This is a genomic window from Pseudomonas sp. LFS074 (assembly GCF_047978165.1).
GTDB classification, from domain to species: Bacteria; Pseudomonadota; Gammaproteobacteria; order Pseudomonadales; family Pseudomonadaceae; genus Aquipseudomonas; species Aquipseudomonas putida_P.
In genome coordinates this window covers 587,713-609,400 of record NZ_JBFPFV010000002.1, presented here as the reverse complement: position 1 = coordinate 609,400, position 21,688 = coordinate 587,713, and the positions used below count along the sequence as shown (strand labels likewise).

Here is a 21,688-nt window from a genome sequence, read left to right as displayed (position 1 = left end):
CGAAAGCGCTCCCCCATGAATGTTGATCTGCACTGTCACAGCACGGCCTCCGACGGCGCCCTGTCGCCTTCGGTACTGGTTGCCCGGGCCCATGAGCACGGGGTGCAAACGCTGGCACTGACTGACCATGACACCATCGAAGGCCTGCCTGAAGCGCGCCAGGCCTGCGTTGACCTGGGGATGCGCTGGGTCAGCGGGGTAGAGTTGTCCTGCACCTGGGGTGGTGCGACCATCCATGTGCTGGGCTATGACTTCCCACTCGACGCACCGCCGTTGCTGGCTGCGATCGAGGCATTGCACCGCGGCCGCTGGTTGCGCGCCGAAGAAATAGACAAACGGTTGGCGGGCAAAGGCATGCCCGGCACCCTTGAAGGTGCGCGCGCCGTGCAGCAAGAACTGGGTGACAGCGGCAACGCACCGGCGCGCCCGCATTTTGCCGAGCACCTGGTGCGTGCCGGGCACGTCAAGGACCGGGGCGAAGCGTTTCGCAAGTGGCTGGGCGCCGGTAAGCTGGGCGACGTCAAGCAGCACTGGCCGTCCCTTGACGAAACCGTTGCCACGCTAAGGCAGTCCAACGCTTGGGTAAGCCTGGCGCATCCCATGCATTACGATCTGACCCGCAGCAAGCGCAGACGGCTGATTGCCGACTATATTCAGGCAGGAGGGCAGGCGCTTGAGGTGGTCAATGGGATGATGCCTGCCGAGCAAGTGGGCACCATGTCCATCCTTACCCGTGAGTTCGGCCTGCTGGCAAGCGCTGGCAGTGACTTCCACGGCCCCGGCACCTGGGGCGAGATTGGTGCCTATCGGCCTTTGCCCGAGGACCTGCCACCTTTGTGGCGTCGATTCAGCCATGAACAGCCTTTGGCGCTATGAACAGGACGACTACGTGAGCCAATTTTTCCAGATTCATCCGGAGAACCCACAGGCGCGCTTGATAAAACAGGCCGTCGAGATCATCCGCAAGGGGGGGGTGGTGGTGTATCCGACGGATTCGGCCTATGCCCTGGGTTGCCAGATGGGCGACAAGAACGCCATCGAGCGGGTGCGGCGCCTGCGCGGGCTGGACAAGACGCACAACTTCACCCTGATGTGCTGCGACATGTCGCAACTGGGCTTGTACGCCAAGGTCGATACCGGCACTTTTCGCCTGCTCAAGGCGCATGTACCGGGGCCTTACACGTTCATTCTCAACGGCACGCGTGAAGTGCCGCGCCTGCTGTTGCACGACAAGCGCCGCACCATCGGGCTGCGTGTACCGAACCACGTCATTACCCTGGCCTTGCTGGCCGAGTTGGGCGAGCCACTGATGAGCGTGAGCCTGATCCTGCCGGGCGACAGCGAGCCGATGACCGACCCCTACGAGATCCGTGAGCGGCTGGAGCACCATGTCGACCTGGTGATCGACGGCGGCTTCGGCGATCTCAAGGCGTCGACCATCATCGACCTGTCCGGCGACGAACCGGAACTGATCCGCGAAGGTTGCGGCGACCCCACGCCGTTCCTGGTCAACGCGTGAGCCAGGTGGAAGCGCCCGAGGCACCGGCCGAACAGGCCGAGTTGCCTCGGCAACTGCAACTGGCTTTGGTCTACGGCGAAGCCCTGACCGAACTGCCGCTGGACCTGTACATCCCACCAGACGCCCTGGAAGTCATCCTCGAAGCCTTCGAAGGCCCGCTGGACCTGTTGCTGTACCTGATCCGCAAGCAGAACATCGACATCCTCGACATCCCCGTGGCCGAGATTACCCGGCAGTACATGGGCTACGTGGAATTGATGAAAAGCGTGCGCCTGGAACTGGCCGCCGAGTACCTGGTGATGGCCGCCATGCTCGCCGAGATCAAGTCGCGCATGCTGCTGCCGCGCTCTGCCGACGTCGAGGAGGAAGAGGGCGACCCGCGTGCCGAACTGATTCGCCGCCTGCAGGAGTACGAGCGTTTCAAGGCCGCGGCCGAGGGCATCGATGAACTGCCACGGGTGGGGCGCGATGTCGTGGTGCCGCGCCTGGAAGCACCGCAGGCCAAGGTGCGCAAGCTGTTGCCGCAGGTCAGCCTGGAAGAGTTGCTGATGTCCATGGCCGAGGTGATGCGACGCAACGACCTGTTTGAAAGCCATCAGATCAGCCGTGAGACGCTGTCCACCCGCGAGCGCATGAGCCAGGTACTGGAGCGCCTCAAGGGCGGTGCGTTCGTGCCATTCGTCGAGCTGTTCGCCGCCGAAGAGGGCAAGCTGGGGGTGGTGGTCACCTTCATGGCGGTGCTCGAACTGGTGAAGGAATCGCTGATCGAACTGGTGCAGAATGAACCCTTCGCCGCCATCCATGTGCGGCTTCGCCCGGCGCTTGTTGAAGAACCTGATGAATTTGAATGACCCCCGCGACCTGGCGTCGCTGATCGAAGCTTTTTTGCTGGCATCGGGCAAGCCGCAATCCCTGGAGCGCCTGTACGAGCTGCTCGATGAGGCCGAGCGTCCCGAGCCGCACGTGTTCAAGCAGGCCCTGGAGGTACTGGGCAAGTCGTGCAGCGGCCGTGCCTTCGAGCTCAAGGAAGTGGCCAGCGGTTACCGCCTGCAGATCCGCGAGGACTATGCGCCCTGGGTCGGGCGCCTGTGGGAAGAACGCCCGCAACGCTATTCGCGTGCGTTGCTCGAAACCTTGGCCTTGATCGCCTACCGCCAACCGATCACCCGTGGCGAGATTGAAGACGTGCGGGGTGTTGCAGTGAACAGCAACATCATCAAGACCATGATGGAGCGCGAGTGGATCCGCGTGGTGGGCTATCGGGAAGTACCGGGTCGGCCGGCGATGTTCGCCACCACCAAGGCGTTTCTCGACCATTTCAACCTCAAGAGCCTAGAGGAGCTGCCGGCTTTGGCCGAGTTGCGCGAAATGGAGCCCGAGCCGCTGCTCGACCCGGACGATGCGCCAGTGCCGGCGCACTTGCAGGCGTTGGCGGATGCCAGCCTGGGCGAGGAGGAAGAGGCTGGCGAGCCGAAGGAAGAGACCAGCTTCCGTAGCCTGTTGGTGGAGCTGGATGCCATGGAAGAGGGGCTGAAGACCGATTTTGATGACTTGCGCGAGGATGAGCCTGAGGCTTCCGCGGAAGAAGAGGGCAAGTTGCAGCCCTGACCTGCTGCTGCCTGTGACGGCCTCTTCGCGGGTAAACCCGCTCCCACAGGGATACCACAGGCCTTGAAAGTGATGCAGTACCTGTGGGGGCGGGTTTACCCGCGAAAGGGCCGGCACTGCCAATGCACCACCATTAGGCAGAAACCCCTGCCAAAGCCCATAAAACCCTCTACCCTCCAGTGCGTTATCCCCCTGAACCGCGTATGATGCGCGACCTTTTGGCGCGTTCGTCGCCAAGAACCTGTTTTCATTCCTACACCGGGAGGTGCCCAGATGAGTGAGCAAGACCTGCAAGATACCGAAATCACCCCTCCATCCGGCGAAAAGCTGCAGAAAGTGCTGGCGCGCATTGGCGTGGGCTCGCGCCGTGACGTCGAGGCCTGGATCAGCCAGGGCCGCATCAAGGTCAACGGCGTCGAGGCCACCCTCGGCCAGCGCGTCGACCTGCACGATGCCATTGCCGTTGACGGCAAGCTGATCAAGCGCGAGGAAGCCGCCGAGGCCACCCGCCGGGTGATCATGTACAACAAGCCCGATGGCGAAATCTGCACCCGTGACGACCCGGAAGGCCGCCCGACCGTGTTCGACCGCCTGCCACGGCCAAAAGAAGGCCGCTGGATCAACATCGGCCGCCTCGACATCAACACCACCGGGTTGCTGCTGTTCACCACCGACGGTGAGCTGGCCAACCGCCTGATGCACCCGTCCTACGAGATGGACCGTGAGTACGCGGTGCGTGTGCGTGGTGAAGTCGACGACGAGATGATCGAACGCCTGAAAGCCGGGGTGATGCTGGAAGACGGCCCGGCGAAGTTCACCGACATCCAGAAGGCACCGGGTGGCGAAGGCTTCAACCACTGGTACCACTGCGTGGTGATGGAAGGCCGTAACCGTGAAGTGCGTCGCCTGTGGGAATCCCAGGGCATGGTGGTCAGCCGCCTGAAGCGTGTGCGTTTCGGTCCGGTGTTCCTCAACTCCGACCTGCCGATGGGCCGCTGGCGTGAAATGACCCAGGGTGAAATCGACATCCTCGCCGCCGAAGTGGGCCTGCAGCCAGTCGCGCTGCCTGCCATGAAGCTCAAGGCCAAGGACAAGATGGAGCGCCTGCAGCGCAAGTCGACCCGCCCGCTGGGCCGTGGTGAGCGCGTGCGCAACCTGCGCCCGGCTCACGAAGGTGCAGCCACCGGCGAGCGCCCGGCGCGCCAACCGCGTGAAGAGGCCCCGCGTAAGAACACCCGTGGCAGCACGGTGGCCGAGCGTCCGAGCGAAATGCGCAAGCGTCCGGGCAAGCCGGAGGGTGACAAGCCGGCAGGCCGTGGCCGCGGCAAGCCGCGTGGCTGACAAGCCGGTGTGGTAAACAAGAAACCAGCCTTCGGGCTGGTTTTTTTATGTCTGTGGAAACCTGAGGCTGCGCAGCAGCCCCAAGATATTGAACAAAAAGAATTTTTCTGACGACTGGCAAGTTCTTGAACCGGCCTGTAAAGAAATTTTTACGAATGCAGCCGTTTTCAGTCTGCATTTCAGATCGCATCCGATCCTGTAAACAAACCTTGCCGGCGCCCGCAGGCCAAAGCAGCCGTAGCGGCACTGCTCGCCCTTGCCCAAACCCCCGTCCCCACGGTGTTATAGCCGCCATTGCCGTGTGCAAGAGCCCATCCACAGAGCCGGGCTGACAAAACAACAAATGGAGGCGCCATGTACGCCGATCACTCCGCCTTTCAAGGCCCACACCACAGGATCGCTGCGTTTTTTCCGGATGGAAGGACGCAACGCGTTGACGCCTGCGCGCTTGCAGGGGTATACAGTGCGCCGCGTTTTACCTGTGACCCTTTTGCGTACCGCGCACTCTTGATCACGCCTGGTTGACCCGCCCCGGCGGCACCTGAGGTCAAGAAACCCAAGGTAACCACCTTGCCCATTCCGCTGCGCCACGAGCGCGGTGGGTCCGATTCCGTCACAGATAAAAACAATGCAGGTGACTTCGTTCATGAGTGGACAAAACATGCATTCAGGCGAGCTAAAGCGGGGCCTGAAGAACCGCCATATCCAATTGATCGCCCTGGGTGGTGCGATTGGTACTGGCCTGTTCCTCGGCTCGGCAGGCGTGATGAAATCCGCCGGCCCGTCAATGATTCTTGGCTACGCCATTTGCGGCTTCATCGCCTTCATGATCATGCGCCAGCTTGGCGAAATGATCGTCGAAGAGCCGGTGGCCGGCTCGTTCAGCCATTTCGCCCATACCTACTGGGGTGGTTTCGCCGGCTTCCTGTCGGGCTGGAACTGCTGGGTGCTGTACATCCTGGTGGGCATGTCGGAGCTTTCGGCGGTCGGCAAGTATGTTCACTACTGGTGGCCGGAAATCCCTACCTGGGTCACGGCGGCGGCGTTCTTCGTGCTGATCAACGCCATCAACCTGATGAACGTGAAGTTCTTCGGTGAAGCTGAATTCTGGTTTGCCATCATCAAGGTGGTCGCCATCGTCAGCATGATCGGCCTGGGTGCCTACCTGCTCACCAGCGGCAGCGGCGGCCCGGACGCCACTGTCGCCAACCTGTGGTCCCATGGCGGCTTCTTCCCGAACGGTGTCAGCGGGCTGGTGATGGCCCTGGCGTTCATCATGTTCTCCTTTGGTGGCCTGGAAATGCTCGGCTTTACCGCCGCCGAGGCCGACAAGCCGAAGTCCGTGATCCCCAAAGCGATCAACCAGGTCATCTACCGCATCCTGATCTTCTATGTGGGTGCCTTGGTGGTGCTGCTGTCGCTGACCCCGTGGGACAACCTGGTCGCCAGCATCGATGCCTCGGGTGGCAGCTACGGCAGCAGCCCGTTCGTGCAGGTGTTCTCGCTGCTGGGCAGTGACGTGGCCGCCCACCTGTTGAACTTCGTGGTACTGACCGCTGCGCTGTCGGTGTACAACAGCGGCACCTACTGCAATGCCCGCATGCTGTTGGGCATGGCCGAGCAGGGCGATGCCCCGGCGTCGCTGGCCAAAGTCGACAAGCGTGGCGTGCCAGTGCGTTCGATCCTGGTGTCGGCTGCCTTTACCTTCGTCGCCGTGCTGCTCAACTACCTGATGCCTCAGAACGCCTTGGAGCTGCTGATGTCGCTGGTAGTGGCGACCCTGGTGATCAACTGGGCGATGATCAGCTATTCGCACCTGAAGTTCCGTCAGCACCTCGACCGTACCGGCCAGAAGCCGCTGTTCAAGGCGCTGTGGTACCCCTACGGCAACTACCTGGTACTGGCCTTCGTGGTGCTGATCCTTGGCATCATGCTGATGATCCCGGGTATTCAGGTGTCGGTGTATGCCATTCCGTTCTGGCTGTTCGGGATGTTTGTGATCTACATGGTCAAGCCGCGCCGCAAGCTCAATGCCGGTGGTGCTGCGGGTCACGTGGCCAAGTAACGTAGCTACGGCAGCATGCAGAAACCCCAAGTCTGGTGACCGGCTTGGGGTTTTTCGTTGCCTGTGCTTCAGATTTGCTCCAGCAACCAGCTCCTGAATGCCCGTAGCGAAGGCAAGGCCTCATTCCTGGGCGGGTAGATCAGGTAATAACTGCGCTGGCTGGCAAACGCCACCCCCGGGCTGTACAGCTCACCTTTGGCCAACTCTTCCTCCACCAGAATGCGCGGCACCAGCCCGATACCAATCCCGGCGCGCACCGCCTGGATCAGGTGCGAGGTCAGTTCGAAACTCGGGCCCAGGCGCATCGACCGGTGCGGCAGGCCATGGTGCGAAAACCACTCGCCCCAGGCGTGTGGGTTGTTGGCCACATTCAACAACACCTCTTCACTGATCCTTGTCGGGCTCCAGTTCTGGCTGGCCGCGCCAGCCTCGGGCGGCAGGATCACCACCAGTTCCTCGGCATGCAGGCGATGGCAGATCAGCCCCGGCAGGTCGTGGCTGGCCACGCCGATGGCAGCGTCGATTTCGCTGGTGTCGAAGTTGATGGCTTCGATGCGTGAATGAATGTGTACCAGCATGCCCGGATGGGCACTGTAGAACGCATGCAGCCTCGGCAATAGCCATTTCGAACCGAAGGTAGGCAGGGTGGCCAGGCGCAAGGTGCCCACCCCCGACTGGTAGGCCAGCGCCTGCAGGGTGGCGCTGCGGATGCGCCCCAGCGCCTCGCTGAGCTCACGCTGGTACAGGCGGCCGACATCGGTCAGCTGTACTTGGCGCCCCTCACGGCGGAACAAGGTCAGGCCCAGCTGCTGCTCCAGCGCCTGCACCTGGCGGCTGACCGCGCTCTGGGTCAGTGACAGTTCGGCAGCGGCGCGGGTGTAGCTTTCATGCCGGGCGGCGGCCTCGAAAGCCAGCAGCAACGACATGGATGGGGTCAGGTGGCGGTAATTCATTCATAAAAGTCATTGATAGCGGCAGGATTATCCATTTGCCCCTGAAGCGAAACTACAGGAACATTGGCCTATACGTCATCCCTGCATGCATCAACCCATGCCGGAGCGACAGGAATCCCGTGAATAAGCCAATATCAAGAGGCCATCCTTCGATGATCGCCCAGCTGTCGACCGTTGCACCGAGCGCCAATTACCCCGAATTCCTCGAAGCCCTGCGCAACAGCGGCTTCCGTGGCCAGATCAGTGCTGACTACGCTACCCGCACCGTGCTGGCCACCGACAACTCGATCTACCAGCGCTTGCCGCAAGCGGCGGTGTTTCCGCTGGATGCCGACGATGTGGCGCGGGTCGCCACGCTGATGGGCGAGCCGCGCTTCCAGCAGGTCAAGCTGACCCCGCGCGGCGGTGGCACTGGCACCAACGGGCAGTCGCTGACCGACGGTATCGTCGTCGACTTGTCGCGGCACATGAACAAGATCCTCGAAATCAACGTCGAGGAGCGTTGGGTACGGGTGCAGGCCGGTACGGTCAAGGACCAGCTCAATGCTGCGCTCAAGCCGCACGGGCTGTTCTTCGCCCCTGAGCTGTCCACCTCCAACCGCGCCACGGTTGGCGGCATGATCAACACCGACGCCAGTGGCCAGGGCAGTTGCACCTACGGCAAAACCCGCGATCACGTACTGGAGCTGCACAGCGTGCTGCTCGGTGGTGAGCGCCTGCACAGCCTGCCGATCGACGATGCCGCGCTGGAGCAAGCCTGTGCCGCGCCCGGCCGGGTCGGCGAGGTGTACCGCATGGCCCGGGACATTCAGCAAACCCAGGGCGAATTGATCGAAACCACCTTCCCCAAGCTCAACCGTTGCCTGACCGGCTACGACCTCGCGCACCTGCGCGACGAGCAGGGGCGCTTCAACCTCAACAGCGTGTTGTGTGGCGCCGAGGGCTCGCTGGGCTACGTGGTCGAAGCCAAGCTCAACGTATTGCCGATCCCCAAGTACGCGGTGCTGGTCAACGTACGCTACACCAGCTTCATGGACGCGCTGCGCGACGCTAATGCGCTGATGGCGCACAAGCCGCTGTCGATCGAGACGGTTGATTCCAAGGTGCTGATGCTGGCGATGAAAGACATCGTCTGGCACAGCGTTGCCGAGTACTTCCCGGCCGACCCCGAGCGCCCGACCCTGGGTATCAACCTGGTGGAGTTCTGTGGCGACGAGCCGGCTGAGGTCAACGCCAAGGTGCAGGCGTTCATCCAGCACCTGCAAAGCGATACCAGCGTCGAGCGCCTGGGCCACACCCTTGCCGAGGGGGCGGAGGCAGTCACTCGCGTGTACACCATGCGTAAACGTTCGGTAGGGCTGCTGGGCAACGTCGAAGGCGAGGTACGCCCGCAGCCGTTCGTTGAAGACACCGCCGTACCGCCGGAGCAGTTGGCCGACTACATCGCCGATTTCCGCGCGCTGCTCGATGGCTACGGCCTGGCCTACGGCATGTTCGGCCATGTCGATGCCGGCGTGCTGCACGTGCGCCCGGCACTGGACATGAAAGACCCGGCGCAGGCCGCATTGGTCAAGCCGATTTCCGACGCCGTTGCCGCTCTGACCAAAAGCTACGGCGGCCTGCTGTGGGGCGAGCACGGCAAGGGCCTGCGCTCGGAATACGTGCCGGAGTACTTCGGCGAGCTGTACCCGGCGCTGCAGCGTCTGAAGGGTGCGTTCGACCCGCACAACCAGCTCAATCCCGGCAAGATCTGCACCCCACTGGGCAGCTCAGAGGGCCTGACTCCGGTCGATGGCGTGACCCTGCGCGGCGACCTCGACCGTACCATCGACGAGCGCGTGTGGCAGGACTTCCCCAGTGCCGTGCACTGCAACGGCAACGGCGCCTGCTACAACTACGACCCCAACGACGCCATGTGCCCATCCTGGAAAGCTACCCGCGAACGCCAGCATTCGCCCAAGGGCCGCGCCTCGCTGATGCGCGAGTGGCTGCGCCTGCAGGGCGAGGCGAACATCGACGTGCTGGCGGCGGCGCGTAGCAAGGTGTCGTGGCTCAAGGGCCTGCCGGCGCGCCTGCGCAATAACCGCGCACGCAGCCAGGGCCAGGAAGACTTTTCCCATGAGGTATACGACGCCATGGCCGGCTGCCTGGCGTGCAAGTCGTGCGCCGGGCAGTGCCCGATCAAGGTCAACGTGCCGGACTTCCGCTCGCGCTTCCTCGAGCTGTATCACGGTCGCTACCAGCGCCCGCTGCGTGACTACCTGATTGGCTCGCTGGAGTTCACCATCCCGTACCTGGCCCATGCGCCGGGGCTGTACAACGCCGTGATGGGCTCGAAGTGGGTGAGCAAGCTGCTGGCCGACAAGGTGGGGATGGTCGACAGCCCGCTGATCAGCCGCTTCAACTTCCAGGCCACCCTGACCCGCTGCCGCGTTGGCGTGGCCACGGTGCCGACACTGCGCGAGCTGACCCCGGCCCAGCGCGAGCGCAGCATCGTGCTGGTGCAGGATGCCTTCACTCGCTACTTTGAAACGCCGCTGCTGTCGGCCTTCATCGACCTGGCCCATCGCCTGGGCCACCGGGTGTTCCTGGCGCCTTACAGCGCCAACGGCAAACCGCTGCACGTGCAGGGCTTCCTGGGTGCGTTTGCCAAGGCGGCGATCCGCAACGCCACCCAGCTCAAGGCCCTGGCCGAATGCGGGGTGCCGCTGGTAGGCCTGGACCCGGCGATGACCCTGGTGTATCGCCAGGAGTACCAGAAGGTGCCGGGCCTGGAAGGTTGCCCGCAGGTGCTGTTGCCGCAGGAGTGGCTGATGAATGTGCTGCCTGAGCAGGCGCCGACCGCACCGGGTAACTTCCGCTTGATGGCACACTGCACCGAGAAGACCAACGTGCCGGCCAGTACCAAGCAGTGGGAGCAGGTGTTTGCCCGTTTGGGGCTGAAGCTGGTGACCGAGGCCACGGGGTGCTGCGGCATGTCCGGCACTTATGGGCACGAAGCGCGCAATCAGGAAACCTCGCGGACCATCTTCGAGCAGAGCTGGGCGACCAAGCTGGACAAGGAAGGAGAGCCGCTGGCGACCGGTTATTCGTGCCGTAGTCAGGTCAAGCGCATGACCGAACGCAAGATGCGCCACCCGCTGGAAGTGGTGTTGCAGTACACCCAGCGTTAACCTTCAGGGCCTCGGGGGCGCAAAGCGCCCCCTGCTTTCAATGATCTCGATGCCGCCGCGCTTGTCTGTACAGATACAAGCTCAACACCAGCCCGCAAGCTGCGGCAGTCGCCGCAAACAGAAACATCGAAGCAAACCCGAACCCCGCCGCCACCGCGCCCACCAGTGGTCCGGTCACCCCCAGCGACAAATCGATGAACAGTGAATACGCCCCAACCGCGGCCCCACGGTTGGCCGCCGACACCTGGTTCACTGCCTCCACGCCCAGCGCCGGGAACACCAGCGAGAAACCAAACCCGCTCAGTGCTGCACCCGCCAAGGCCATTTCGGCACTGGGGGCCAGCCACAGCATCAGCAGCCCGAGTGTTTCCACCGACAGGCAGGCGATTGCCACCCTGAAGCCGCCGATACGGTTTATCAGGTTGCCGAACAGCAGCCGCGCGCTGATGAAGCTGGCGCCGAACAGGCTCAGGGTCAACGCCGCATCGGACCAGCCTCGGCTGGCGTAGTACAGGGTGATGAAGGTGGCGATGGTGCCGAAGCCGATCGAGCCCAGGGCCAGGCCCGAACCATGCGGGAACACCTTGCCCAGCACCCGCAGGAATGGCAGGCGTACGCCGCTGACGATGGGGGCGGCCTGCTTGGGCCAGGCCAGCAGCAGGCCGATGATGCACAGCAGGATGATGCTCACACCCATGCTCCACAACCCCAGCCCCTTGACCATCAGCACGCCCAGTGGAGCGCCGATGGCCAGTGCGCCATAGCTGGCGATGCCGTTCCAGGAAATGACCTTGGCTGTGTTGGCGGCGCCTACCCGGCCGATACCCCAGCCGATCGCACCCGACCCCACCAAGCTTTCAGCGCTGCCCAGTACCAGGCGGCCGACCAGCAGGCAAGCCAGGCTCAGCCAGGGCAGGTGGGTGAGGAAGGCGCACGCCAGCATGAACACCCCGCTGAGGCCGCAGCCGGCAAGGCCGTACATCACGGCTTTCTTGCTGCCGTGGTTGTCGATGATGCGGCTGGCGGTAGGGCGGCTGAGCAGGGTGGCCAGGTATTGCACGCTGATTACCAGGCCAGCGACCACGGCGCTGAAGCCCAGGTCGTTATGCACATAGCCAGGTAGCACGGCCAGTGGAATGCCGATGTTCACGTAGCCGATGAAGGTGAAGAGAACGATGGAAACGACTTGCAGGGTGACCGCAAGGGGGCGCGGTGAGTCGGGCATGGGGGCCTACATGTGTTCAGGACGGTGTGAAAACGTGATGACGGGGGTGGCCCGCAGGTCAGCCGTTTTCACACAGTCGGGGATGCGCGGTTAGTCCTGGTCAGCGCTGGATTGATCGTCACCATCCTGCTCGACGGCAGTTGCCGGTTCGGCGTGAACGGTCACGGTTGGCTCTTCTGGGTTCAGGCTTGGGAAGGGAAGATTCGGGATCTCATGCATCTCGTCGTTCCTCGCAAGTGTGAGTGAAAAGTCTGCGCCAGGCGCGTTTGGAGCTTCGCAAAGCTGGGGCAGGATACACAAGTCTGGATGACAGTTTGGATTTTTTCCCGTTCGTTTGTCGGTTTTGCGGGCGAACAGCGCACATTTCTCTCATGAAAAAAGGGGCCTTTCGGCCCCTTCAGTCAGTGATTACTTACGGCCTTCAGCCGTTTCCGCCACCTTGTCAGTGCGTGCACACATGATGAAGTCGTTGCGGTGCAGGCCTTTGATCGAGTGGCTCCACCAGGTCACGGTAACCTTGCCCCACTCGGTCAGCAGCCCTGGGTGGTGGCCTTCGGCTTCGGCGATTTCGCCCACGGCATTGGTGAATGCCAGGGCGTGCTTGAAGTTCTTGAACAGGAATACGCGCTCCAGCTCCATATGGCCGTCGCGTACTTCGATATTCCAGTCCGGGATTTCGCGAATCAGCTCTGCCAGCTCTTCGTCGGTGACTTTCGGCGCATCGGCGCGGCAGGCTTCGCAATGGGCTTGGTTCAAGGCATTCATGAGGTGTTTTCCGGTTCGAGTTGTTATCGGCAAGGTCGCTCAGGCAGCGACCTTGGGTGGAAATTTCGGTGCGTGCAGGCCCAGCTTCATGGCTTCGTGGACCATGCCCATGATGTCTTCATGGGCAAGGTCGAACAGGCGCTTCATGTTCGGCAGCACGAAATACAGCGGCTGCAGGATGTCGATGCGGTACGGCGTACGCATGGCCTCGATCGGGTCGAAGGCCTGGTGCTCGGGCTCGCCAGACAGACTGTAGACGGTCTCTTTAGGCGACGAGAGGATGCCGCCGCCATAGATCTTGCGGCCCTGCGGGGTTTCCATCAGGCCAAACTCGATGGTCATCCAGTACAGGCGCGCCAGGTACACGCGTTGTTCCTTGGTCGCAGCCAGGCCGAGCTTGCCGTAGGTGTGAGTGAATTCGGCGAACCAGGGGTTGGTCAGCAGCGGGCAGTGGCCGAAGATCTCGTGGAAGATATCGGGCTCTTGCAGGTAGTCCAGCTCTTCCGGGGTGCGGATGAACGTGGCGACCGGGAAGCGCTTGCTGGCCAGCAGCTCGAAGAAGGTTTGGAAGGGGATCAGCGCCGGCACCCGGGCAACCTGCCAACCGGTGGTGGCGCCCAGCACCTTGTTGACCTCGCCCAACTGCGGAATGCGGTCATGGGGCAGCTTGAGCTGGTCGATGCCGTCCAGGTATTCCTGGCATGCGCGGCCTTCGATCACTTTCAGCTGGCGGGTGATCAAGGTGTTCCACACCGCATGCTCTTGCTGCGGGTAATCGATAAAACCATGCGCATCGGGCTCGCGTGCCACGTATTGCGTCTGTTTCATGAGGCTCTCCTGGTGAGGGCTTTTCTTGTTATGTGCAGGACATACCCAAGAAATATCCCTTCACCGGCGATTTTGCACGGGGGCTGACCGCTGTCGCGAAGCGTCGCAAACGGGTTTTTCGTAACGATAATTTTACAAAGTTGCGCGGGTGTCGGAAAATCCGAGGCATCTGGCTGATGTTTGCGCAGTTTTTGTCAGCTTATCTTTACGACTTTTCCGCGCGGTGTTGAAAAACATTGGCGCTTCGAGAGCCCTCATGCGTATCAAAGTGCATTGCCAGAACCGCATTGGCATCCTGCGCGACATCCTCAACCTGCTGGTCGAGTACGGCATCAACGTACTGCGTGGCGAGGTGGGCGGTGACCATGGCAACGCCATCTACCTGCACTGCCCGAACCTGATCAATCTGCAGTTCCAAGCCTTGCGACCGAAGTTCGAGGCCATAGCCGGGGTATTTGGCGTGAAGCGCGTGGGCCTGATGCCCAGTGAGCGCCGGCACATGGAGCTGAATGCGCTGCTCGGGGCGCTGGATTTCCCGGTGCTATCGATCGACATGGGCGGCAGCATCGTTGCCGCCAACCGTTCCGCCGCACAGTTGCTAGGGGTGCGGGTAGACGAAGTGCCGGGCATGCCGCTGGCGCGCTATGTAGAAGACTTCGACCTGCCGGAGCTGGTAAGGGCCAACAAGTCACGCATCAATGGCCTGCGTATCAAGGTCAAGGGTGATGTGTTCCTGGCCGATATCGCACCGCTGCAGTCCGAGCACGACGAGAGCGAGGCGCTGGCTGGCGCGGTACTTACCCTGCATCGGGCGGATCGCATCGGCGAGCGTATCTACAATGTGCGCAAGCAGGAGCTACGCGGTTTCGACAGCATCTTCCAGAGCTCACGGGTGATGGCTGCGGTGGTGCGTGAAGCGCGGCGCATGGCGCCGCTGGATGCGCCGTTGCTGATCGAGGGCGAAACCGGTACTGGCAAGGAGCTGCTGGCGCGCGCCTGCCATCTGGCCAGCCCGCGTGGGCAGTCGCCGCTGATGGCGCTCAACTGCGCCGGGTTGCCCGAGTCGATGGCCGAGACAGAGCTGTTCGGTTACGGCCCTGGAGCATTCGAAGGAGCGCGGGCCGAAGGCAAGCTTGGGCTGCTGGAGCTGACCGCAGGTGGCACGCTGTTCCTTGATGGGGTAGGGGAGATGAGCCCGCGCTTGCAGGTGAAGCTGCTGCGCTTTCTGCAGGACGGCTGCTTTCGCCGGGTCGGTAGCGATGAAGAGGTGTACCTGGATGTGCGGGTGATTTGCGCGACCCAAGTGGATTTGTCCGAACTGTGCGCCCGTGGCGAGTTTCGCCAGGACCTTTATCACCGCCTTAACGTATTGTCGCTGCACATTCCGCCTTTGCGTGAATGCATGGATGGGCTGGAGGGGCTGGTGCAGCACTTTCTCGATCAGGCCAGCCGACAGATCGGCTGCGCCATGCCGCGCCTGGCGCCGGCGGCAATGGAAAAACTTGGGCAATACCATTGGCCGGGCAATGTAAGGCAATTGGAAAACGTATTGTTCCAAGCGGTTTCTTTATGCGAAGGCGGCGTGGTCAAAAGCGAGCATATACGCCTGCCGGATTATGGCGTGCGGCAGCCGTTGGGCGAGTTTTCATTGGAAGGGGATCTTTCGCAGATTGTCGGGCGCTTTGAGAAAGCGGTACTGGAAAGTTTGATGGTGGAATTTTCGAGTAGTCGGGCGTTAGGGAAAAGATTGGGTGTTTCGCACACGACAATTGCCAACAAGTTGAGAGATTACGCGCTTAACAAGTCGACGGATTAGTTATTGGCCAAAGAACCTGGGACTGCTTCGCAGTCCTTTCGCGACACAAGGCCGCTCCCACAGGTAATGTGCTGCTCTTCGGTAGAGCACAATACCTGTGGGAGCGGCCTTGTGCCGCGAAAGGGGCCCGCAGGGCCCCTGATTCGGAAGGTATCAGCCGTTAGAGCAGCCGTTCCCCATCACGCGGTATTCGAGAATGTGCTTCTGGCCCTTGGAGTCCTCGTAGGTCATACGGGCTGGCACGACTTCGCACACATTGGGCACTTCGCTCATGGAGATGACACGGGCAATGTCCAGGTGTTGCGAGTAACTGTACTGTTCAACCGGAATCTGCTCGGCATCTTTAGCTTCGCCGGCCATCGCCGCGCCGCAAAGACTGCCAAGTACCAATACCAGTAAAGCTTTCATTTTCTATTTACCTGTCTAAGGTCGTGAGGGGGCACGCGGCGCTTATGGCGCCGCGAGTACTGCTAGTTTTAACTATCGGGATGAGATGGAGATCAACGCTTGCCTTCGTGGGGGCTGTTACCAGTTGTTAATCGCCTTGCCGTTGCTGGCGAGGTGAATTTTATGGCTGTGGCCAAAGCTGAAACAGTGGGTCTTTTGATAAAGTGTTTTGACAGAATCTGTAACAATCCTGTGGCAAAGCCCCTCTTTTCCTCTCTGCCTGGGCTGTAATGCCCGCGCCAGAGCGCTCTGCCGGAACGGGCGTACCAAATTACTACCAACGTCGAATGGCTTTTGTCGCTCTGGTACAGTTACAAACGGTTCCATACAAAAACAACTATTACACCGAGGTAACACAGATGAGTGCGGCTCCACTGTATCCCGTTCGTCCCGAGGTTGCGGCCACTACCCTGACCGACGAGGCCACCTACAAGGCCATGTACCAGCAGTCGGTGATCAACCCGGACGGCTTCTGGCGCGAGCAGGCCCAGCGCATCGACTGGATCAAGCCGTTCACCAAGGTCAAGCAGACCTCCTTCGACGACCACCATGTCGATATCAAATGGTTCGCCGACGGCACTCTGAACGTTTCCTCCAACTGCCTGGACCGCCACCTTGAAGAGCGCGGCGACCAGTTGGCCATCATCTGGGAAGGCGACGACCCTTCCGAACACCGCAACATCACCTACCGCGAACTGCACGAGCAGGTCTGCAAGTTCGCCAACGCCCTGCGCGGCCAGGACGTGCACCGGGGTGACGTAGTCACCATCTATATGCCAATGATCCCCGAGGCTGTGGTTGCCATGCTGGCCTGTGCCCGTATCGGTGCGATTCATTCGGTGGTGTTTGGCGGTTTCTCGCCCGAGGCGCTGGCCGGCCGTATCATCGACTGCAAGTCCAAGGTGGTGATCACCGCCGATGAAGGCGTGCGTGGCGGCCGTCGTACCCCACTCAAGGCCAACGTCGACCTGGCACTGACCAACCCTGAAACCAGCAGTGTGCAGAAAATCATCGTGTGCAAGCGCACCGGTGGCGACATTGCCTGGCACCAACACCGCGACATCTGGTACGAAGACCTGATGAAAGTGGCTTCCAGCCACTGCGCGCCGAAAGAGATGGGTGCCGAAGAAGCGCTGTTCATCCTTTATACCTCCGGCTCCACCGGCAAGCCGAAGGGCGTGCTGCACACCACCGGCGGTTACCTCGTGTACGCGGCACTGACCCATGAGCGCGTTTTCGACTACCGCCCGGGCGAGGTGTACTGGTGCACCGCCGACGTCGGTTGGGTCACCGGCCACAGCTACATCGTCTACGGCCCGCTGGCCAACGGCGCCACTACCTTGCTGTTCGAGGGCGTGCCTAACTACCCGGACATCACCCGCGTGTCGAAGATCGTCGACAAACACAAGGTCAACATCCTCTACACCGCGCCAACTGCCATCCGCGCCATGATGGCCGAAGGGCAAGCGGCTGTAGAGGGAGCAGACGGCTCCAGCCTGCGCCTTCTGGGTTCGGTGGGTGAGCCGATCAACCCAGAAGCCTGGAACTGGTACTACAAGACCGTAGGCAAGGAGCGTTGCCCGATCGTCGACACCTGGTGGCAGACTGAAACCGGTGGCATCCTGATCAGCCCGCTGCCTGGCGCCACGGGCTTGAAACCCGGGTCGGCAACCCGTCCGTTCTTTGGCGTGGTGCCGGCATTGGTTGATAACCTGGGCAACCTGATCGAAGGTGCCACCGAAGGTAACCTGGTTATCCTGGACTCCTGGCCGGGCCAGTCGCGTTCGCTGTACGGCGACCACGACCGCTTCGTCGACACCTACTTCAAGACCTTCCGTGGCATGTACTTCACCGGCGACGGTGCGCGCCGTGACGAGGATGGCTACTACTGGATCACCGGCCGTGTGGACGACGTGCTCAACGTCTCCGGCCACCGCATGGGCACTGCCGAGATCGAAAGTGCCATGGTCGCGCATGCGAAGGTTGCCGAGGCCGCAGTGGTTGGCGTGCCGCACGACATCAAGGGGCAGGGCATCTATGTCTATGTCACCCTCAATGCCGGTATCGAGGCCAGCGAGCAATTGCGTCTGGAGCTGAAGAACTGGGTGCGCAAGGAAATCGGCCCGATCGCTTCGCCGGATGTGATCCAGTGGGCGCCTGGGTTGCCGAAGACTCGCTCGGGCAAGATCATGCGCCGTATCCTGCGCAAGATCGCCACCGGTGAGTACGATGCCTTGGGCGATATTTCGACCCTGGCCGACCCTGGCGTAGTGCAGCACCTGATCGATACTCACAAGGCGATGAACCTGGCTTCGGCCTGATATCAAGGCAGAGCGCGGGCCGCTCCTACAGGGGGTGTGCAGGCATCAGAGAACCCCGCCCGGGCAACCGGCGGGGTTTTTGCTTTACTGTTACCCGACATTCATCGGTAACTCTTCTGTCACCGTTTCCGCACAGGTTCGGGGCGCCAGGAAACAAATCCGGGCCATTTCGGTGCATTCCAGTAGCCATTTTGTGCAACACAGCACGCTACACTTGCCGTAGTACAAGGCTTTGCCAATAATAGGCCCAGGAATTGCTAGGTCTAAAGGTTCTATTTCTTGCGCTTTTGCATAATTTGCAATGGCTGTCAACATCGCCCGCAGCGGTTTCAGGCGCTTCTGTAAGTAGTTGTCGCTTTGAAGAAATATCGACTACCGGGCTGTCGTTAAAATGCCACTCACTCGCTCGTGGTATGCGGCCTTGGTCGAACCCTGCGCGGCTCGCGTTGTACTCATTCGCATATCGGGCAGCCGTTACCTGCCTTGTATTGCCCCGTACCGATGGAGTTACCTGATGAAGAAGCTCGCACTGCTTGGCGCCCTGGCGCTGTCTGTGTTTTCCCTGGTGTCGCAGGCCGATGAAAAACCGCTGAAAATCGGCATCGAAGCCGCCTACCCACCCTTCGCCTTCAAGCAACCTGACGGCAGCATCGCAGGTTTTGACTACGACATCGGCAACGCCCTGTGCGAAGAGATGAAAGCCAAGTGCACCTGGGTCGAGCAGGAGTTCGACGGCCTGATCCCGGCGCTGAAAGTACGCAAGATCGACGCCATCCTGTCGTCCATGTCGATCACCGATGACCGCAAGAAATCGGTTGACTTCACCAAGCGCTACTACCTGACCCCGGCGCGCCTGGTCATGAAGGACGGCACCACTGTCAGCGACAGCCTGGATGAACTCAAAGGCAAGAAGATTGGCGTGCAACGCGGCTCGATCCACGATCGCTTCGCCAAGGAAGTGCTGGGCGCCAAAGGTGCCACCGTGGTGCCTTACGGCACCCAGAACGAAATCTACCTCGATGTGGCGGCTGGTCGTCTCGACGGTACCGTGGCCGATGCCACCCTGCTGGAAGACGGTTTCCTCAAGACCGACGCCGGCAAGGGCTTCGCCTTCGTAGGCCCGGCCTTCACCGACGCCAAGTACTTTGGTGACGGCATCGGCATCGCCGTGCGCAAGGGCGACAAGGCCAACGTCGATCGTATCAACGCGGCGATCGACGCCATCCGTGCAAACGGCAAGTACAAAGAAATCGAGAAGAAGTACTTCAACTTCGACATCTACGGTCCAGACTCGAACTAAGACGTCGGGTTTCACCTGTGCAATGGTGCAAACAGCAGAGGCTCTGAGGTTTGCACCATTTTTCATTCTCTAGGTCGAGGACCTCATCATGTTGAAAGGCTACGGGGCAGTCATCCTCGACGGGGCGTGGCTGACGCTGCAGCTCGCCCTGTCGTCGATGGCCCTGGCCATCGTGCTCGGCCTGATCGGCGTAGCGCTGCGCTTGTCGCCGGTGCGCTGGCTGGCCTGGCTGGGCGATCTGTATTCCACGGTGATCCGTGGCATTCCGGACCTGGTCCTGATCCTGCTGATCTTCTACGGCGGGCAAGACATCATCAACCGGGTGGCGCCGCTGCTCGGCTACGAAGACTACATCGACCTGAACCCGCTGATTGCAGGTATCGGTACGCTGGGCTTCATCTTTGGCGCCTATCTGTCGGAAACATTCCGCGGCGCGTTCCTGGGTATTCCCAAGGGCCAGGCCGAAGCGGGCGTGGCCTATGGCATGAGCAATCGTCAGGTATTTTTCCGCATCCAGGTGCCGCAAATGATTCGCCTGGCGATCCCTGGCTTCACCAACAATTGGCTGGTACTGACCAAGGCTACCGCGCTGATCTCGGTGGTCGGTTTGCAGGACATGATGTTCAAGGCCAAGCAGGCGGCGGATGCCACCCGCGAGCCGTTCACCTTCTTCCTGGCGGTGGCGGCCCTGTACCTGGTGCTGACCAGTGTCTCGCTGCTGGCCCTGAAGTATCTGGAGCGCCGCTACTCGGTAGGCGTCAAGGTGGCTGAACTATGATCTTTGACTACAACGTGGTCTGGGAGGCATTGCCGCTGTATTTCGGCGGGCTGCTGACCACCCTCAAGCTGCTGGCGATCTCGCTGTTCTTCGGCCTGCTGGCGGCTATTCCACTGGGCCTGATGCGGGTATCCAAACAGCCTGTGGTCAACCTGGCTGCATGGCTGTACACCTACGTGATCCGCGGCACGCCGATGCTGGTGCAGTTGTTCCTGATCTATTACGGCCTGGCTCAGTTCGAGGCCGTGCGCGAAAGTATTTTCTGGCCGTTGCTGTCCAGTGCCACCTTCTGCGCCTGCCTGGCGTTCGGCATCAATACCAGTGCCTACACCGCCGAAATCATCGCCGGTAGCCTCAAGGCCACGCCGCACGGCGAGATCGAGGCGGCCAAGGCCATGGGCATGTCGCGCATGAAGATGTACCGCCGCATCCTGCTGCCGTCCGCCCTGCGCCGGGCGCTGCCGCAGTACAGCAACGAAGTGATCATGATGCTGCAGACCACCAGCCTGGCGTCGATCGTTACCCTGATCGACATCACCGGTGCCGCACGCACGGTCAATGCCCAGTACTACCTGCCTTTCGAGGCCTATATCACGGCGGGCGTGTTCTACCTGTGCCTGACCTTCATCCTGGTGCGCCTGTTCAAGATGGCCGAACGCCGCTGGCTCGGCTACCTGGCGCCGCGCAAGCACTGACCGCTTTGTGAGAATCGACAGCATGTACAAACTCGAAGTCCAAGACCTGCACAAGCGCTACGGTAGCCACGAAGTGCTCAAGGGCGTTTCTCTGGCGGCCAAGGCCGGCGACGTTATCAGCATCATCGGCTCCAGCGGATCAGGCAAGTCGACCTTCCTGCGCTGCATCAACCTGCTGGAGCAGCCGCACGCCGGCAAGATCCTGCTCAACAACGAAGAGCTCAAGCTGGTCGCCGGCAAGGACGGCGCGCTGAAGGCTGCCGACCCGCGTCAGTTGCAGCGCATGCGTTCGCGCCTTTCGATGGTGTTTCAGCACTTCAACCTGTGGTCGCACATGACCGCGCTGGAGAACATCATCGAAGCCCCAGTGCACGTGCTGGGCGTGAGCCGCAAGGAGGCGCTGGAGAAGGCCGAGCACTACCTGGCCAAGGTCGGTGTCGCTCACCGCAAGGATGCTTTCCCTGGGCATATGTCGGGTGGTGAGCAACAACGTGTGGCAATTGCCCGGGCGCTGGCGATGGAGCCGGAGGTTATGCTGTTCGACGAGCCGACCTCGGCGCTCGACCCCGAGCTGGTAGGTGATGTGCTCAAAGTGATGCAGGCGCTGGCCCAGGAAGGCCGGACCATGGTGGTGGTGACCCACGAAATGGGTTTTGCTCGAGAGGTGTCCAACCAGCTGGTGTTCCTGCACAAAGGCCTGGTGGAAGAAACCGGCTGCCCGCGTGAAGTGTTGGCCAACCCGCAGTCGGAGCGCCTGAAGCAGTTCCTCTCCGGCAGCCTGAAGTAAAAGCTGCATTTTTGCACCAGAATAGGGCATGCTGCGCGGCAAGCGCAGCCTGACCCGGCGCACAGAC

General features: G+C 61.5%; 19 protein-coding genes. 13 read left to right on the top strand and 6 right to left on the bottom strand.

Going from position 1 to position 21,688, the window contains the following annotated elements:
• Nucleotides 1–15: 15 nt before the first annotated feature.
• The 6 genes from ACNQP3_RS20930 (at nt 16) to ACNQP3_RS20905 (ending at nt 6,533) form a co-directional block, all read left to right on the top strand.
• Nucleotides 16–876, top strand: coding sequence for a PHP domain-containing protein (locus ACNQP3_RS20930; protein ID WP_060515584.1), 861 nt, complete (start codon nt 16–18; stop codon nt 874–876).
• 13 nt (nt 877–889) lie between these two features.
• On the top strand, nt 890–1,519 hold the full coding sequence (locus ACNQP3_RS20925; RefSeq protein ID WP_041166767.1) for an L-threonylcarbamoyladenylate synthase: 630 nt from the start codon (nt 890–892) through the stop codon (nt 1,517–1,519).
• A 125-nt stretch (nt 1,520–1,644) separates the two neighbouring features.
• Nucleotides 1,645–2,370, top strand: coding sequence for a segregation and condensation protein A (locus ACNQP3_RS20920; RefSeq protein ID WP_171577266.1), 726 nt, complete (start codon nt 1,645–1,647; stop codon nt 2,368–2,370).
• Entirely contained in the window at nt 2,357–3,127 is a 771-nt protein-coding gene (gene scpB, locus ACNQP3_RS20915; RefSeq protein ID WP_012273580.1) for an SMC-Scp complex subunit ScpB, read from the top strand. Before ACNQP3_RS20920 ends, scpB begins: the two co-directional genes overlap by 14 nt.
• Nucleotides 3,128–3,400: 273 nt before the next feature.
• The gene (rluB, locus tag ACNQP3_RS20910; protein ID WP_060492934.1) at nt 3,401–4,468 is read left to right on the top strand and encodes a 23S rRNA pseudouridine(2605) synthase RluB; all 1,068 of its coding nucleotides are present in this window, start codon (nt 3,401–3,403) and stop codon (nt 4,466–4,468) included.
• Between the two features lie 646 nt (nt 4,469–5,114).
• Nucleotides 5,115–6,533, top strand: a complete 1,419-nt coding sequence (locus ACNQP3_RS20905) for an amino acid permease (RefSeq protein WP_176729487.1) — start codon at nt 5,115–5,117, stop codon at nt 6,531–6,533.
• A gap of 68 nt (nt 6,534–6,601) precedes the next feature.
• On the opposite strand, the gene ACNQP3_RS20900 is transcribed toward ACNQP3_RS20905, so the two are convergent.
• Entirely contained in the window at nt 6,602–7,486 is an 885-nt protein-coding gene (locus ACNQP3_RS20900) for a LysR substrate-binding domain-containing protein (protein ID WP_012273577.1), read from the bottom strand.
• A gap of 152 nt (nt 7,487–7,638) precedes the next feature.
• Between ACNQP3_RS20900 and ACNQP3_RS20895 the strand changes: the two genes are divergently transcribed.
• A complete protein-coding gene (locus ACNQP3_RS20895) occupies nt 7,639–10,659 on the top strand; it encodes an FAD-binding and (Fe-S)-binding domain-containing protein (RefSeq protein WP_264316446.1) in 3,021 nt (1,006 codons plus the stop codon).
• Between the two features lie 37 nt (nt 10,660–10,696).
• On the opposite strand, the gene ACNQP3_RS20890 is transcribed toward ACNQP3_RS20895, so the two are convergent.
• The 4 genes from ACNQP3_RS20890 to phhA form a co-directional block, all read right to left on the bottom strand.
• Complete coding sequence (locus ACNQP3_RS20890) at nt 10,697–11,884, bottom strand: MFS transporter (RefSeq protein ID WP_264316445.1); 1,188 nt, start codon at nt 11,882–11,884, stop codon at nt 10,697–10,699.
• A 90-nt stretch (nt 11,885–11,974) separates the two neighbouring features.
• Nucleotides 11,975–12,103, bottom strand: coding sequence for a hypothetical protein (locus tag ACNQP3_RS20885; protein WP_264316444.1), 129 nt, complete (start codon nt 12,101–12,103; stop codon nt 11,975–11,977).
• A 189-nt stretch (nt 12,104–12,292) separates the two neighbouring features.
• The gene (locus ACNQP3_RS20880; protein ID WP_003254532.1) at nt 12,293–12,649 is read right to left on the bottom strand and encodes a 4a-hydroxytetrahydrobiopterin dehydratase; all 357 of its coding nucleotides are present in this window, start codon (nt 12,647–12,649) and stop codon (nt 12,293–12,295) included.
• Between the two features lie 39 nt (nt 12,650–12,688).
• Nucleotides 12,689–13,477 carry a phenylalanine 4-monooxygenase gene (gene phhA / locus ACNQP3_RS20875; RefSeq protein WP_012273572.1) on the bottom strand — a complete coding sequence of 263 codons (789 nt, stop codon included), beginning with the start codon at nt 13,475–13,477 and terminating at the stop codon, nt 12,689–12,691.
• A 256-nt stretch (nt 13,478–13,733) separates the two neighbouring features.
• Here phhA and ACNQP3_RS20870 point away from each other — a divergent pair, with 256 nt between their 5' ends.
• Complete coding sequence (locus ACNQP3_RS20870; protein ID WP_060492931.1) at nt 13,734–15,293, top strand: sigma-54-dependent transcriptional regulator; 1,560 nt, start codon at nt 13,734–13,736, stop codon at nt 15,291–15,293.
• Between the two features lie 153 nt (nt 15,294–15,446).
• On the opposite strand, the gene ACNQP3_RS20865 is transcribed toward ACNQP3_RS20870, so the two are convergent.
• Nucleotides 15,447–15,701 (bottom strand): DUF2790 domain-containing protein, encoded by a 255-nt coding sequence (locus tag ACNQP3_RS20865; protein ID WP_003260110.1) that lies wholly within the window; start codon nt 15,699–15,701, stop codon nt 15,447–15,449.
• Between the two features lie 398 nt (nt 15,702–16,099).
• Here ACNQP3_RS20865 and acs point away from each other — a divergent pair, with 398 nt between their 5' ends.
• The 5 genes from acs to ACNQP3_RS20840 all read left to right on the top strand — a co-directional run bounded on the left by acs (nt 16,100) and on the right by ACNQP3_RS20840 (nt 21,621).
• Nucleotides 16,100–18,061 carry an acetate--CoA ligase gene (gene acs / locus ACNQP3_RS20860; RefSeq protein ID WP_060492930.1) on the top strand — a complete coding sequence of 654 codons (1,962 nt, stop codon included), beginning with the start codon at nt 16,100–16,102 and terminating at the stop codon, nt 18,059–18,061.
• Nucleotides 18,062–18,575: 514 nt separating this feature from the next.
• Nucleotides 18,576–19,361: an ABC transporter substrate-binding protein gene (locus ACNQP3_RS20855; RefSeq protein ID WP_012273569.1), complete on the top strand. Its 786-nt coding sequence runs from the start codon at nt 18,576–18,578 to the stop codon at nt 19,359–19,361.
• An 88-nt stretch (nt 19,362–19,449) separates the two neighbouring features.
• Nucleotides 19,450–20,139: an ABC transporter permease gene (locus ACNQP3_RS20850; protein ID WP_012273568.1), complete on the top strand. Its 690-nt coding sequence runs from the start codon at nt 19,450–19,452 to the stop codon at nt 20,137–20,139.
• The gene (locus ACNQP3_RS20845; RefSeq protein ID WP_012273567.1) at nt 20,136–20,834 is read left to right on the top strand and encodes an ABC transporter permease; all 699 of its coding nucleotides are present in this window, start codon (nt 20,136–20,138) and stop codon (nt 20,832–20,834) included. The genes ACNQP3_RS20850 and ACNQP3_RS20845 overlap by 4 nt, the downstream gene beginning before the upstream one ends.
• 22 nt (nt 20,835–20,856) lie before the next feature.
• Nucleotides 20,857–21,621 carry an ABC transporter ATP-binding protein gene (locus ACNQP3_RS20840; protein ID WP_012273566.1) on the top strand — a complete coding sequence of 255 codons (765 nt, stop codon included), beginning with the start codon at nt 20,857–20,859 and terminating at the stop codon, nt 21,619–21,621.
• Nucleotides 21,622–21,688 lie beyond the last annotated feature (67 nt).